General features: G+C 34.7%; 10 protein-coding genes. 3 read left to right on the top strand and 7 right to left on the bottom strand.

Annotated features, from left to right (window positions below; genetic code table 11):
* Positions 1–49: 49 nt before the first annotated feature.
* On the top strand, positions 50–1,507 hold the full coding sequence (locus tag KO502_RS13945; protein WP_216023175.1) for a 2OG-Fe(II) oxygenase: 1,458 nt from the start codon (positions 50–52) through the stop codon (positions 1,505–1,507).
* Positions 1,508–1,902: 395 nt separating this feature from the next.
* Here KO502_RS13945 and KO502_RS13940 read toward each other — a convergent pair whose 3' ends face one another.
* The gene (locus KO502_RS13940) at positions 1,903–3,273 is read right to left on the bottom strand and encodes a DEAD/DEAH box helicase (RefSeq protein WP_216023174.1); all 1,371 of its coding nucleotides are present in this window, start codon (positions 3,271–3,273) and stop codon (positions 1,903–1,905) included.
* A gap of 388 nt (positions 3,274–3,661) precedes the next feature.
* Here KO502_RS13940 and KO502_RS13935 point away from each other — a divergent pair, with 388 nt between their 5' ends.
* Entirely contained in the window at positions 3,662–7,012 is a 3,351-nt protein-coding gene (locus KO502_RS13935) for a DEAD/DEAH box helicase (RefSeq protein WP_216023173.1), read from the top strand.
* 269 nt (positions 7,013–7,281) lie between these two features.
* Positions 7,282–8,238 (top strand): AEC family transporter, encoded by a 957-nt coding sequence (locus tag KO502_RS17345; RefSeq protein ID WP_216023172.1) that lies wholly within the window; start codon positions 7,282–7,284, stop codon positions 8,236–8,238.
* A gap of 169 nt (positions 8,239–8,407) precedes the next feature.
* On the opposite strand, the gene KO502_RS13925 is transcribed toward KO502_RS17345, so the two are convergent.
* From KO502_RS13925 to KO502_RS13900, 6 genes are all read right to left on the bottom strand, one after another.
* The gene (locus tag KO502_RS13925; RefSeq protein ID WP_216023171.1) at positions 8,408–9,190 is read right to left on the bottom strand and encodes a hydratase; all 783 of its coding nucleotides are present in this window, start codon (positions 9,188–9,190) and stop codon (positions 8,408–8,410) included.
* Between the two features lie 255 nt (positions 9,191–9,445).
* Positions 9,446–10,696, bottom strand: a complete 1,251-nt coding sequence (locus KO502_RS13920; RefSeq protein WP_216023170.1) for a retropepsin-like aspartic protease — start codon at positions 10,694–10,696, stop codon at positions 9,446–9,448.
* Positions 10,697–10,835: 139 nt separating this feature from the next.
* The gene (locus tag KO502_RS13915; protein WP_216023169.1) at positions 10,836–11,624 is read right to left on the bottom strand and encodes a phytanoyl-CoA dioxygenase family protein; all 789 of its coding nucleotides are present in this window, start codon (positions 11,622–11,624) and stop codon (positions 10,836–10,838) included.
* An 82-nt stretch (positions 11,625–11,706) separates the two neighbouring features.
* Positions 11,707–13,611 carry a YfiR/HmsC family protein gene (locus KO502_RS13910; protein WP_216023168.1) on the bottom strand — a complete coding sequence of 635 codons (1,905 nt, stop codon included), beginning with the start codon at positions 13,609–13,611 and terminating at the stop codon, positions 11,707–11,709.
* 445 nt (positions 13,612–14,056) lie between these two features.
* Entirely contained in the window at positions 14,057–14,521 is a 465-nt protein-coding gene (locus KO502_RS13905) for a hypothetical protein (protein ID WP_216023167.1), read from the bottom strand.
* Between the two features lie 497 nt (positions 14,522–15,018).
* Positions 15,019–16,368, bottom strand: a complete 1,350-nt coding sequence (locus KO502_RS13900; protein WP_252730773.1) for an MATE family efflux transporter — start codon at positions 16,366–16,368, stop codon at positions 15,019–15,021.
* Positions 16,369–16,658: the final 290 nt, after the last annotated feature.

Below are 16,658 nucleotides of genomic sequence, written 5' to 3'. Positions count from 1 at the left end.
ATCAACTTGGTATTATTTAATAAGTTTAATGTGACAGGTTTAATGGGATATGAAAACAACATTTACCGCTGATTGGGTTAACTGGATTAATACCAATGTTGAAAACGGACAAGATAAGGATGGTTTATTCAAAATATTGTTAGACGAAGGTTATTCTTTTGATGCCATAGTAAAACAAATGAACTACAAGCCTTCGACTACGTTAGACAAGCTCGTAAACCCATTTGAAGTTGCCAAACAACAAAGAAAAATTCAACAAGTTAGAATCAATCAACACTCAAATAATGGCTTAAAATCAAGCCAACATGCGCCTATTTTTCTGCCAAATGCTAAACGGTTTGTGAGTGATGATTTAGAGCTTTATACCCTTGATAACTTTTTAAACGAAACTGAATGCAACAAGATTATAAAGCTTATTCGGTCAAAGCTACGCCCTTCTGAACTCACCTCAGCTGAAACGGATAAAGCTTACCGAACCAGTAGAACCTGTGACTTAGGCAAGCTCAACGATAAATTTATGGAAACCATAGACCAACGTATTTGCGACATGATTGGTATTGATGAATCCTATTCAGAAGTAGTACAAGGACAATTGTACGATGTAGGACAACAATTTAAAGCACACACCGACTTTTTTGAAGCCCATGAAATTGAACAGTTTGGCGCGCAAATGGGGCAACGTACTTATACCTTTATGATATACCTAAATGATGTTGAAGAAGGTGGTGAAACTGCATTTGTAAATGTTGGTGAGTCGATAAAACCGAAAACGGGTATGGCTGTAATATGGAATAGTTTATATAGCGATGGAAAAACAAACTCTGACAGTATGCATCACGGTATGCCGGTAATTAAAGGTTACAAAGCGGTGATAACTAAATGGTTTAGAACTTATAGTCGCCTGACACCAGCACCAAGTATGATGAGTAAAAGCAAAAATGAATACGTACATAATTTTACTGAAATAGGTTTTAAAAAAAGTAAGTTACCTGAGCCATTATTTGCCAAAATCAGACTGTTTTATCAAGACAACAAGCATACTATTGTTGATGAGCACGTTCCGGGTGATTTTATTTACAATGAAGCGAGTATTAATAAAAAAAATACTAATAAAAATAAGAAAAGTAGCGCCCTAGTGGAGTTAACCGATTCACTGCGTGAAGAAGTACACAATGCAATGAAACCTCTACTCGAGCAATGGACAGGACAAAAACTAGCGCCAACCTATGTATACGGTATAAGAGTGTATTTTGATGGTGCTGTACTTAAAATGCACAGAGATCGCATTGAAACACATATTATCAGTGTGATCCTCAATGTTGATCAAGAGGTTAAACAAGATTGGCCATTAACCATCGAAGATAACTATTACCGTAAACATCACATTATGTTAAAACCCGGTGAAATGATATTTTACGAAGGTGCAAGGTTATCTCATGGTAGACCGACACCATTTAGTGGTTCAAGTTACGCTAATATATTCTGCCACTTTCAACCAGAAAATTAACTCCGCTATAGGTTATTGACCCGTAATAAATAACCTTACCCCACTGTTATAGTTAACTAGCCTTAACTCGGAATAAGCAATATGCCTATTAGGTACATAAAAGCGCCTTGTTAGTCGCTAAACTATCATATATTGCTAAGCATACTATTTTATTAAAATTAAGATTCTTATCGTACTCATTATCCTGAGTTTAGTTTAGTAAACAAAAATTTACTTTTTAATATTGCTAGTCGGTCACCTGAATAAAACTGCTTCAAAAAGCTCAAATTATCTCCCTAAATAAAATATATTTTAACCAAAAAAACATTTATAGATATTTAACATCAAGATTGCAGTTAACTTTAAAAATAAAAATAAAAGAAGATAATAATTAAGAATTACAACAATGAGGTTAATTATTCAGACTTAGTAATACCACTCCAAATATCATCATTAATTGTTTTTTTCTTTTTACGCTTTTTCTTACCTGTGCCTTCAGGTTTTGCCATTGGTTTATTTTCAGCTAATTCTACAGCTAATATTGAATCACTGGCTATTTCGGCAACTTCAAAACCAACCACCTGTTCACGTTCAAGGCGGATTTTGTTCTTTTTCTCGATAACACCAAAGTGATGATAATCTTCATGATCAATAAGTGATATAGCTAAGCCTACTTCGCCAGCACGGCCACTGCGACCAATGCGGTGCATATAATCTAACGGGCTTCTTGGTAAATTAAAGTTAATCACAACGGGTAGCTTTTCAATATCTAAACCACGAGCGGCAATATCAGTAGCAATTAAAATATCAATATCGCCATTTTTAAAGCCATCAAGTACACGACTACGCTCACCCTGCCCTTTATCACCATGAAATACTGCCGCAGTAATACCACGTTTAGCCAGTTTATCAGCCAAGTGTTCACAGTGATGTTTAGCATTAACAAAAATAAGTGCTTGTCGCCATTTATGCTGTTGAATTAAATGCGCAACTACCGCAGTTTTATCACCTTTATTTACCGTAAATACGCGTTGAACTAGCGTACTGGCATCAGCACTTTGCACTTGTATTTCAACGGGGTTGTTAAGCAACTCTTGCGTTAAGGTTTGTACTTGCTCAGGAAAGGTTGCTGAGAATAATAAGGTTTGCTTACTTTTAGGTGTTAATGCTAATAAAGCAGTTAGCTCTTCAGTAAAACCTAAACTTAACATTCGGTCGGCTTCATCAAGTACTAAGGTTTTAACCTTATCTAGTTTAATCGCGTTACTTGACATTAAGTCGAGCAATCGACCTGGTGTTGCCACTAAAATATCGGTACCACCTCGCAAAGCAAGCATTTGTTTATTAACAGAAACACCACCAAATACCGCTTGAATTTTTATATCACCATTAAAATGCACCGCGTACGATTTAATGTTATCAGCAACCTGCTTCGCTAACTCTCTAGTTGGTACTAAAATAAGCCGAGTAACAAAATTACCTTTGCCATTACTATTGGCACTATTATTTGTATTCGTACCTTTAGCGCTGCTCGCTAATGTTTTCTCACTACGTAACTGTTGTAATAAGGGTAAAGCAAAAGTAGCTGTTTTGCCTGAGCCAGTATTAGCGCCAGCAATTAAATCTCGCCCTGTTAACACACTGGGAATAGCTTGTGCTTGAATCAGCGTAGGTTGCTTATATTCAAGCTCAGCTAATCGCGCCAATAAAGGGGTGATTAAACCAAGCTCTGTAAAAGTTGTAGCAGGTGGCGTATTTTTTTCAGGAGAATGTATATCAGCGGTCATTAAGGTATTGGCTCAAACTAAAGTAACTAAGATCATGAATAACTAAATTCATTTTTATCTATTTTAACGTATTTATAGCTAGCTAAGGGAAATAAATTTATACGCCCATGTAAAGCGTTTATTTAGCTCTGTTCAAAATTCAATCTAAGTCGTCACTTCAAGAGAATTTAAGAGAGATTTAATAAAGCTTTAAGCGCATTTCGTCACTAATTTATATGTCTGCGTTATTACAATTTAGACAATACTGTAATGATTCGATGAATTGTCTGCCATAAACTGTTAAGCTTGAATGTCCTTTAAAAAGCTAAGCATTAATGAGTAAATATAGATTTTAAAGGACTAATTTGTACATTTATCAGTCTATTGGAATTATTTGTAATAAAAGCTTATGGCCAACAATACTTTTACCCCTGAATTACTCGAAAAACACTTTACCAGCAATGAATGGAAAAAAGGCGCTAGGATCTTCAATGCCAAAGGCATTAAAACCTGTGCTCTTGACGGTGATACAATTCGAGGCGTGGTATATAGTGAGCGCTCTCGTGCAAAAAGTTATTTAACCCGTTTAGTTATTGATAATAAAACCAATAACCTTTCATGTTACTGCGATTGCTATGTTGGCCGCGATTGTAAACATGGTGCAGCTTTAGCGCAATTTTATATTAATGAACACTTTGATCATAAAAGTATTGCCACTGCCGATAAAGTGATTGATAAATGGTTAAGTAATTTTCAGGCGCAGCCAAGTAGATACCCGACTAATAGCCAACAAAAGTCGTTACTATATTTCTTAAAACCTAATAGCTATAACGAAGACGACTTTTATACTTTATTAATCAAGTCAACACGTCCTAAAAAAAGTGGAGGCTGGAGTAGCACGCTTGGCGGTGAGTACTCTACCAATGCACTAATTAATAGTGCCTATGCCAATAATGACGATGTAGCCGTACTTACCGAACTTATTCGTACGAATCAATTTGGCGATACCGTTAAGTATTACGATTTATTTGAGCGCATTATTAACACCAATCGTTGTTTTTGGCATGCCAATTACAATTTAGATGAGCCATTGAAGCTAGGTGAGCCATTAAAAGCTCAATGGCAATGGATAGCGCTTGATAATCAATTACATACCTTAAAGCTTGTGTTTGACAAACCATCTGACAGTATTCAAATAATTAAAGCCCAACCGCTTTGTTACTACGATGAAGATAATAATAGCTTTGGTAGAATTGATACCAATACGCAATGTGATTTTGAAGCAGACTTACTTAACGCCCCTATTTTTGAAGAAGATAAACTGCCTTGGGTATTGAATAAGTTATCAATGTCGCTAGGTGATGCCGTACAACGTTTACCTAAACCTAAAACGCAATTTTCGCAAGAATTAACAAAGCCTGATGTGTATTTGCATTTTTCTACGCCATCAAAAAGCAATCCTAAAACGGGTTATGTTCACGTTGGCTTTTCTTATCAAGGGAATTTAGTTAACCCTCATAATGAAAATGCAACGATAATCATCTCGACATCAACAGGCAACACTGTCATTGATGAAGAAACCAATGAAGAAGTGGAAGAATTACAAGAGATAAAACTCTATCGTGATTTAGCGTTTGAACAATCAGTTATCAATAAACTATCGGCATTAAACTTTATTGCCCAACCTAAAGCGCAACAGTTTACTTTTACCAATCAAAATTATAAGAGTAAAAATAAAGCACCTAAGTTTTCAATGTTAATGGAAGCACCTTATTACTGGCATCCATTTTTACACCAAGAGTTGCCTAAGTTACAAGCACTTGGCTGGTATATAAGCTTTGCTGATAATTTTTATTATAAAGCATTACCAACCGACAGCGTATTTGACGCCGAAGTGATTGAAACTGATGATCATGACTTTTTCTCGCTTGGTTTAAACTTAACCATCGACGGTAAAAAAATGCCCGCGTTTCCAATACTGCTCAGCGCTATTGAACAACTACCACGATCGGTATTAGTTGACCGTGAAAAAGAAAAGCTAATTTCGCCTGACGCTCCTATTTATGTGGACTTAGATAAAGGCGATTTTGTGGCATTACGCTACCAAAGCGTACAACCGATATTAAAACAATTTATTGAACTCTTTATGCCGAATGCCCTTAACAATGACGGCACCATGGAGTTATCTCGCTTTCAAGGTCACCAAACCTTATCAATGCTTGATGATCAAGGTTTGATTGCCACGGGGACAAGTAAATTACGCGCCTTAGCGGAAAAATTAAAAGACTTTCAACAAGTAGACACCGTTGCGGTACCTGATGGTTTAAACGCCACATTAAGAACTTACCAACAACAAGGCTTAAACTGGCTACAGTTTTTACGTGAATACCAGTTAAACGGTATCTTGGCAGATGACATGGGCTTAGGTAAAACCATTCAAGCGTTGGCGCATTTACTTATTGAAAAACAAGCAGGCCGATTAACCAAGCCAGTATTAATTGTTGCCCCAACCAGTGTTATTTTTAACTGGGCCAATGAGATTGAAAAGTTCACGCCTGAGCTTTCTTATCAAGTATTACACGGTACTAAACGCCATCAAAATTTTGACTGTCTCGACAATAGTGAAACACAAACAGCGCCTAAAGTTAACATCATCATTACCAGCTATGCGTTAATTACTAAAGATTTAGATTTATATCGCGAACAAAAATTTTATTACTTAATTCTCGACGAAGCCCATTATATAAAAAATACTAAAACAAAATTATACCAAGCCTTTTTGTTACTTAAATCCCATCATAAGTTATGTTTAACCGGTACACCGATGGAAAACCATTTAGGTGAATTTTGGGCACAATTTAACTTTTTATTACCTGGCTTTTTAGGTGGGCAGCGTCAATTTACTAAATTGTTTAGAAACCCTATTGAGAAGCATGGTGAATTAGAGCGTAAACAATTATTAAACCAACGTATTAAACCGTTTATTTTGCGTAGAACCAAAGACAAAATAGCAACTGAACTACCGCCTAAAACAGAAATAATTCAAACCTTACGTATTGAAGGCCAACAAGCAGAACTTTATGAGTCTGTGCGTTTAGCGATGGACGGTCGTTTAAAAGACATTATTGCCGACAAAGGTTTAAAACGTAGTCAAATAGAAGTATTAGACGCGCTATTAAAACTAAGACAAGTGTGTAATCACCCTAAGTTATTATCACTTGAGGGCGCTAAAAAAGTTAACCAGTCAGCTAAACTTGATTACTTAATGGAAACACTGCCAGAGCAAATTGAAGAAGGTCGTAAAATACTTATCTTTTCACAATTTACTAGTATGCTTTCTTTAATTGAAGAGGAATTAGTTGCTGCAGAGATTAATTTTGTAAAATTAACTGGCTCTACTACAAATCGACAAGAAATTGTTGATCAGTTTCAAAATGGTGACGTTCCGGTATTTTTAATCAGCTTACGTGCTGGTGGCGTTGGCTTAAACTTAACGGCAGCAGACACGGTTATTCATTTTGATCCTTGGTGGAACCCTGCAGTTGAAAACCAAGCAACTGACCGAGCGTATCGTATTGGCCAAGACAAACCAGTATTTGTCTATAAATATATTATTGAAAACTCAATTGAAGAAAAAATACAGAAAATACAGCAAAACAAAGCCGAGCTAGCAAAAGCATTATTGTCTGAAGAAGTCAGTGATAATAAGTTAAGTTTAACCGATGATATTTTAGATTCGTTATTGGCCCCATTAGGTTAGCCTTAAAGCAATAGTAAAATTAAATAAAAAATCCAATTACGTCTTTACAGACATAATTGGATTTTTACTTATCTAATTATGCTCTAGCTTTTAGCTATGCAAACTAATAATTATGTGCATGCTTTATCTAACGTAACTTAGCAATAACTTAATGAAGTTGGTATAATATAGGGTATTCGTATACCTGCTCATTTCAACGACTTTAGTAATACAATAAAACTGTTTTTAACCTCCTTTCGTTACTTCATCCAACCTAAAATAGGCTACTTGTGTTTTCTGAACTTCTATCTACTTTTAACTTTGCTTTTTCTGTCACTGGTCCTATTTTTACTATGGTGGTATTAGGTGGCATTCTTAGGTATTACCGATTAATTGGTGATGTATTTATTTCACAAGCGTCCATTATTGTCTTTAAAGTATCCTTACCTGTTTTGCTTGGTATGAGTATGGTAAAAACTGACATCGCGACGGTATTTGATCCTGTTATTATCGCCAGCGCTGGGTTAGCAACCTTACTAGTGTTTATCTTATTAACGTTAAGCGCCTCGTTTTTTGTTAAAAATCCGCGTGATAAAGGTGTTTATGTTCAAGGAGCATTTCGTGGTAATTTAGCTATTGTCGGCTTAGCTTTTTGTGCAAATCTGTATGGTACTGAGGGAATTGCTAAGGCTTCTATTTTAATGTCTATTCTTGTGTTGATGTATAATGTGTTATCTATTTATACCCTCACCTCCAGCCTTACCGATAAAAAAGTCAACATCAGGTCTATGCTAATTAGCATAGTTAAAAATCCGCTCATTATTGGTATTGTACTGGGCATTAGTATTAATTTACTGCATATTCCTATTCATCCGGTATTAATGAAAACGGGAGATTATTTAGCTCAGTTAACCTTACCTGTTGCGCTACTTTGTATTGGTGCAAGTTTATCGTTTAACGATATGAAAAGTACTAAAATGGTTGCCTCTGCTTCAGTTATAGCAAAGCTTGTTGTGACCCCTATTATTATCACTGCCATTGGTTATGCTTGTGGCTATTCAAAAATGGAGCTTGGTATTTTATTTTTAATGGCCAGTACACCTACTGCGGCGGCGAGCTTTGTTATGGTGAAAGCGATGAAGGGTAATGAGGTTTTAGCAGCTAATATTATTGTAATGGGTACTGTGGGGTCGTTATTTACGGTAAGTATAGGCTTGGCTTTTCTTAAATCATTTAATTTAATTTAATTAATTGAGTTTAATTGAAGCTTTATTAATTATAACAGATCTCCGTTATAACTGTTCTCCGTTATAACTGTTCTCCGTTACATTAAGCTCAAAAAGGTAACCCAATATACTAAACAATATATGAGTTACCTTTTCAGTCATTTATCTGTGAACTTTTAACCACTTAAGGTTACACAAGCTCTTTAAAAGTAACTGTGTAGCTACCAATACCCGCGTAGCTGATTTCAGTTTTTTTATCAAAATCTACTTCAACAATACCTTTGTAAGAGCCTGTAGTAAATGCTTCGCCTTTTTTGAAAGTAGTACCTCGTTTACTCATAAAGTTAACAGCCCAGTAAACTGGTAATTGCGGTAATGGATTAGGGTGAACACCATCAAGGTTTTGCTCAGTTACTTCACCATTTGCTTCAGTTTGTTTGAACGAAAGTTGAATTCTACTTGCTGCGAAAGCTAAGTCTCTATCAATTTCAGGGCCAATGTATAAGCCTTGATTAAGTAAACAGTCAGCTAAGCGCTCTTCAAAACCAGCAGTACAGTCTTCAGTAAAACGACTTTGCATTAGCTCTAATGCCATATGACAACTGCCAATTGCATCGTTGATTTCAGCTTCAGAGTAATCTTCAGCACGTGCAGGTAAATCTTTATTTAATACAAATGCAATTTCAGGCTCAACGCGCGCTACACCATTATCTTTCATTAATGAACATTGCTCGCCTGATTGAAAAGTATCACCAAAGATTGGCGCCATAACCATTTTGTCTTCAGCTATTGGTAATAAACACTTCCAACCCGCTACACTATCACTACGCAGTTTAATCATTTCTTGATGTACCATTAACGCATCTTCGATGGTAATAGGTCTAATTGCTTCAGGTAAGCTGTCTGCTTTAGTACCTGGTACACGTCGTGCTAAAAACTGTTGTGCTGCTTCATTAAATTTTTGAGTTGTCATAGGTATTAACTTTTATAGTAAATGTACTGGTTATAAGATAAAAACATAAGAAAAATGCATCTTTCCGCGGCTAAATATTACCTCGATAATTAATGCTTTGCTAGTGCAGCTATAGCTTTACCGTAATAATTTAATGAAAAACGAATGAAATGTTAATAAAAATTAATGAAGCGGCATCTACCTTGTTCATTAAAGACAGCCTAATTGCCATTTAGATAAATAAAAGCGGCTACAGACTGAACTCAGTTGTTATTTTTATAGTTTATTTTTTAGTATCAACTGGCTATTTGCTTGATCAATATGAAAGTCAAAGACACTTAAAAAATTCATACCCAGTAAACCATCATTATTTTCACTAATATAAGGGCTCACAACAAAGGTAAAGTCTTTAACTATATACCCTTGTATGGAAAACTCAGCTACCTGATACATACTCGCAATAACTTGCCCGCCAGCTGTATTCAATTGCAATTCTTTAAGAAAAGTAACATCGGTATAACGTTTTACTCCCTCAAAAGCGACTTCTGATAATAATGAAATACTAGCGCCCGTATCTAACATTAACGATACTTGAAAACCACCATCTATATAAGCAGGAACAATAAAGTGCTCACCTTGACGTTCCAATGGAATACTTTCAGGTTTTCTTAATGCAGCTTCAATCTTCGCTAAAAGTGTTTCTGCTTTCACTTTATAATTAGGGTTATTTAAAAAAGGCGCTATAGCATCACGAGCAAATTCAAACTCGCCTAATTGATATTGCGCATTAACAAACAACCATTGTAAATTAAAATCCTCAGGATCTAATATCATTACCTGCTCAACTAAGTCTCTTAACTCTAACCATAAGTTATTTTTGATCAGTAGATCCGCATGTTGCTGAACAAGATCTCTTGCAAAGGTGAGTACGTCATACTTTTGTACTTCAGTAAAAACATGGTATTGCATTTCATAAGCATACCTAATAGCCGGTATTGGTAATTGCTGTTGCCAATACAAGTTTATTTGTTGATATAAAAAATCGATGTCGTCTTGCTGAAAACCTAAATAAGCGCTAATTGAGTTTTCAGCATGGGCAAATGAATCTTCAAGAATTAGCGCTTTGGTTACATCTAACCAAAACTGTTTTATTTCTGTTAATTCAGTGTTTGCGTGAGGATTATTGGCTAAGGTATTTATTAAAGAGCTGGCAATAAAAAAGTCGTTGTCGGTAATTGCCTTTTTAATTTTCATTACCTGTTGTGCAATAAGGTTATCTTCAGCGTTTTTATTGTCTACTTCAGCTTTTTTTACTGTGCTTGTTGCTTCTGCGTTTATCGTATTAATAGTTTCATCAACGACAGTATCTTTAAAAATTAACGGCTGTTTTTTAGGGGGGGATTTTGCTGGAATGCTGACTTTTTGTTGGAATTTTTTTTCAATTGACTCGACATTTAATTGCATAAGCAAATAAACATTAAGTGCTACTGAGCAAAAAAAACAAATAAATAAAAGTGCACGCCACATAATACTTCCCACAATTGCTTATCAACTTTTTAGTAAGGCAAAATTGAATAATATAATATTACTCGTTAACCTACTTAGTTGATGATACCGAAAAACGCATAGTGATGACACTCTTACTTAAAGTTAACAGGTTAACGCTTTAACAAGCCCGTTGTGCTTTCAATTCAAGTGTATTGTGAAATAACCTTGGCTCATCAAGTGCCGTTAACATTTCACCATTAGGTAAGCAATCATCATCAACATAGTCAACAAAATCGCCTTTTGGATCAAAGACTAAAACGTCTAATGCTAAACGGTCTAAACCATATAATCCACGATGGATCATATCCGCGGAAAACACCAATAAATCTCCTGCCGCTAATGGAATTTTTTTGCCTGTGCTAAGGTTATCGCAACTTAGCTTTCCTTGAGTTTCTTGGCGAACAGTAAACTCTTCATTATTGTCCCAACGCTTATGCGTACCTGGTACTAATTCCATGCCCAACTCATCAAAGAGAGGCACACGTAAATGCACCACTTGCGTTTCTTGAATGGCAATTTTTTGATCTTCAATATCATGATCATATTGACAGTCTCTATGCCAAAAATCTTTTAATTTAACGTTAACAGGGTTAAAGAATAACTGTGTATTCATAAAGGCGGGCTTATTAGGGATAACCGTGTCGATAAGCACCATCATTTTAGGGGAGCTAATAAAGTTAAATAACTTGATTCTATCGTCTGACGATAAATACTGACTGCCGGTAATTAATGACGAGTTAAACGCCTCTTCTTTATAAAATACTGCATTGTCTATTTTCCATAGCTCATGAAAAGTTAACACAACCTTCCTTAATGCTGCTATTTCATCGCTATTAAAATAATTTCTGATAACAAAGTAGCCTTGCTCGCTATATTGCTTATTTAGTTTACGTTGATTGATTTTCATGGATTGATTTTGATTACTGCACAGAGTAGGTAATTACGATAAGACGCTTCTCAAATATTTTCAGCGATAGCACCTAAATTACTTATAAGTTTTTAAGTAAAGTGATTATAAATTTAGCGCCGCTGTCACAAGGTACACATTTTATATCCCCCCCTAATTTACGGGCGATATTATAACAAATATGCATACCTAAACCACTACCACCATTATTACGTTTTGTCGTATAAAAAGGGGTGAATATCTCTGCATGTTTATCAATGTCGATCCCAATACCATTATCTTGATAAACAATAGTTACATTATGGTTTTCAACACTTACTTCAAGTCTTATTGAAGCATCTTTATCTAACTTAAAACCATGCAGAATTGAGTTAATAACCAAATTAGTCATAATTTGCGCTAGACCACCTGGGTATGAAGTCATGGTCAGTTTTTCATCACAAATAATCTCTATTTCACAGTTATATTTTTTGTATTGCGGATATAAACTTGCGAGCACTTCATTTAAGTATTCACCAACTAAAAATTCTCGCAGTTCTTCGGACGATTGGTCAACCGCGACAAGTTTAAATTGTCGAATAAGATCATTTGCTCTGATCAAGTTACTATTTATTAACCCCGTTGCTTGATTCAATTTTTCTAAGAATGTATTCATATCACTGCGACTAACTTTATTTGCTTGTACTTTAGCCACAAATATTTCTAATAAATGTTGTGCGGTACTAACAGCTGTAACACTAGTACCTAAAGGTGTGTTAATTTCATGGGCAACACCTGCAACTAAATTACCTAACGCGGCCATTTTTTCTGACTCAACAAGCTGAAACTGCGTTTCTATCAACTGGTTGTTAGTTTGCGCAAGTTCATTATTTTTATCACTTAATGCCTCATAAGATTTCTTTTTATTTTTACTGCTTCGATACAATACAAAAACAATTCCCAGTACTAATAAAATAAAAATAAGGCTAACTATCATAGCCATATACTGTCTTTGTATCGTTGATGACTTATTTACAAGCTCTTTTTGTTGTTGCGCTAAAGCTTCTTTTTGATTAGATAATGCGATTTGTTGCTGTTCAATTTGTGTCTGCTGTTCAACCAAAGTTAATGTATTTGCCGCAATAGAGTTTGATAATTTTTTAATGTTTTTTTCTTTAGCAATAAGCTGATCTTGTTTTTCAACTAAGGCAATATTGTTGTTATTTAATTCTGCGTTATTCTTTTTCAATTCAGCTTGGCTTTTACTAAGCTGTTGTTGGTTTTTAGTCAACTCATCATGACTATTTTTAACCGTAACTAGCAATTGCTCTATTTCATTTTTTAACAAGACTGATTGTTGCTGTCTTGCTTCAATATCTTGTGTTTGCGTTAGTATTTTTTGTTGTAGCACTGCAATTTTATTTTCTTTTTTACTAATATCAGTCGCTAATATTTTTAAGTTTTTTTCTCGCTTATCCAATTGTAGTTTTATATTGTCTAACTTTTTATTCGTTTCATTTAACACTTTAGCAATATCGACTTCAGTACCACCAATAACTAATATTTCTGAAGACAAGACTAGTTTTTCATAAACAATATTATAACGATTCAGCTCAAATGAAATGGAGTTATCATTTGAGTAGACAAAGTTGAGCATTATATTTTGTTTATTAGTAGCATTATCCGAGATAAGTAACGTACTTTTACCGTTAACTAAGCTTTGTAGTTTTGCCAGCGCATTATTATTATCATGACCTACGACAATGACTTGCACATTCTTTTGTGGGGAAATACTGTACTGTCTGACTATCTTTATTTGATTATCACGCACTCTTTTGCCATTGAGTGATGAAAGTTTTTCATAAAAACCATTATCATTTCCCCAGTAACTAATTGTTAAGTGTTGATTATCACCTTCATCAGGCCAAGTAATATAATTAAGGAATTTGTATACCCAAATAACTTTAGGTGAATCGTCTAAACTTGCTGTTTGTGCATAATTAGACACAACAAGCATCATGCTAAAAATGATAATTTTGCAAAGTATTGATGAACGATTAAAGCGCTGAGATAAAATACGACAACTAAAGAACATAAAATGTATTATCCCGAACAATTACTATTTTCATTCTGAACACTTCAATGAGAGAGACCTTAAGTTTTAATCACAATAAGCATATTACTGTTGATGTTGATGTTGATGTTGATGTTAATGTTAAAATTTATAGCGGTATTACAGTATATGCTCATCGAACCTTATTCAGGCTCTGTAAAAATAAATCTCAAAAGATCACACATAACCTAACATAATGGTTACAAAAAAGCCGATAACAGGCAGCTTCAATAACGAAAACATTCCTTATTTAAACATTAGCCCCCCAAGTCAAGCTAATTGCTTAAGGTGCAATGCCTAAAAGTCTAATAGTCTAATAATTTAAGAGTAAATATTAGATTTAAGGTTGATAAGGTAATGAAGATTGATGAAGTGTAATACGCACATTACCATCTTCGCATTCTTTAAACACAAAGCTTTTATTTACAAATATATGGCTGTCGTCATCACCTATAAAGTGTACATTACACTGCACAATAGCTAAGTCACCGTGCAAAATAAAATCCTCTTTACTGTACCAAACCTTTACCCAAGGTTTAAGTTTAAAGCCTTTATCATCGGGGAATTCACTATTCCCACCCACAAAATAAGAAAGAGCTCCTTCTTTTGTTGGTCGAAACGTTTGTTGGCCAAATGTTAAGGTAGGCTTAAACAATACCTTTCCATTGTCGTAATCATAACTTTCAGATAACACTTGAAGAGAAAATGCTTGAACATCGCCTCCTTCGGCATGAACTTGTCCAACTTTTACAACATTGTCACACCAAGTTTGCAAGGCTGCATGTGCCATTTCTTTAGTAAACATAACGTATATATTTCTCCTATTAAGGTGGGATCTTGGGTTCAGCATACAATAAAAAACAAAAAAAACTTAGAACTGATTTTATTTTAAAATAAACAGTAATAACTTTTTATATGATAACAATAATCTTATACAAGATTAATTGTTATCATATAAGCTTTGCTCATCATAATATTATATAAGCACGGCACTAGTAAAATACAATTGTTATGTGCGCAGCCTTGATAAGTTATTGAAGTTCTCAAATAATATTTTGAAGTGGCAAGTAACATTGGTCAAAGTTTTGTCTAAACAGTCCTAATCAAGAGAACTTCTCTTTTCACCTAACGGGACTAGGTAAACCATTAAAACAATTAATATTTATCAATCACTTGCAAAAAATATTATGGTCTGTTGACCTTTCAAGATTACTTTTACAGTAACTTGATTGATCTTCTTTGTATTAAGAGCAAACATGCGATAATGCCGTATAAATTTTAACCTTGAAAGAACAATAGTTCCTAATCAGTCGTTAAATTTTTCAACCATACCTTTTTCTTCATTCGCCAAGTAAACATTACCGCTTTACACATTTCTTCGGAGTAAGCGGTTAATACCACGTAAAATAGTGGCCATTGAAAGTAAAAAGCGGCAATAAAGGTTAATGGCAAACTAACTACCCACATACCAATAGTATCAATAATTAAACAATACTTATTATCGCCGCCAGCGCGAAGTATGCCGATTGAAATCGTCATATTATAAACTTTTAGGCAAGTGCCAAACACGATGAGTGCGAATATTTCAGCAGCCAACTGCAGAGTTAACGTTTCCATAGCTTGAAATGATTTAAAAATAACACCTTCAAAAGAATAAATAATCAAGGCTAAAGCAAAGGTAATTATTGGCCCTCCCATTGAAAACATAACACCGGTTTTCCATGCTTCTTGAAAGTTATCTTTACCTAAGTTTTGACCTACAATAATTGAACAAGCAGCAGAAAAGCCAAAAAAGAAAGCGATTAACATACCCTCTATTGGTGTTAACATGCTCATTACCGCTAGTTCTACAGTTCCTATGCGGCCATAAATTAATTGATAACCAAATGTGCCTAATGACCAAACCCCAAAACTTAACATTAATGGCCAAGTAAGTTGTATAAAGTTAAACCATTTTTGGCGATCATATATTTTACTCAAACATTCTTTATTGGGAAAAACTGGATGCGCTATTTTTTGCAAGCAATAAATTAATATTAATACATGGAATAATCTTGCTAAAGTTGTTGCCCAAGCAGCTCCCACAATCCCCATAGGCTCAATGCCAAGCCCACCATTTATTAACCAGTAATTTAAAATAACATTTAACACAATAGCCAAAACACTAAAAACCATAGGCAATTTAACCTGCCCTGTAGCGCGTAAAGCACCTTCAAAAATAAGAATAACCGCAATAAATAATAAGCTAGGGGCAGTGATCCATAGATAACTTTCACCGAAGCCAATGACGGCAAGATCAGTCGTTGCTAAGTTCACAATAGGTGCTGCATAAAAGAAATTTAAAACAATTACTGGCAATAAAAATAGATAAGCAAAGATTATTGCTAAAACAATCGTGTTTTTTATTTTATTAGCTTGAGATGCACCATAATATTGAGCAGACATAATGCCAACGCCTGTTGCAATACCGGTAAGCATAATCAACACAACAAAGAAAATTCTATTACCTATACCTACCGCGGCAACCGCTTCATTTCCTAGGTGAGATACCATGATAATATCTATCATTCCCAAAAATGTTACTAACACACTTTGTAATGAAATCGGCCAAGCAAGTTTCATCGTCTTTTTTAAAAAATCTATTGTAAACATCGTCATTATCTGTGGAGTTAAGTTAAGAGGTGATTTAAGGTGTTAGTGGGTTATTAAATAACTTCCTAGTTATAAAAATAAGTAGGATAAAAATAAATAGGATAAAAATAAATAGGACACTCGCTTATACAGTGCCTTACTATACCACAAGCTTAATAACCGTTTTCAATAAAGCTTTGAGCGACGTCCTTGTTAATTTTGTTAATTATCTGCATCGCGAAACCACTCCTGCCTTGATTATGAATCACTCAGACTTAGCTTAACGAGCACCTTTAAGTGGAACTGCTCTA

The sequence above is a fragment of the Colwellia sp. E2M01 genome (genome assembly GCF_018860585.1).
GTDB lineage: Bacteria > Pseudomonadota > Gammaproteobacteria > Enterobacterales > Alteromonadaceae > Colwellia.
This window is presented reverse-complemented; position numbering and strand designations above follow the sequence as displayed.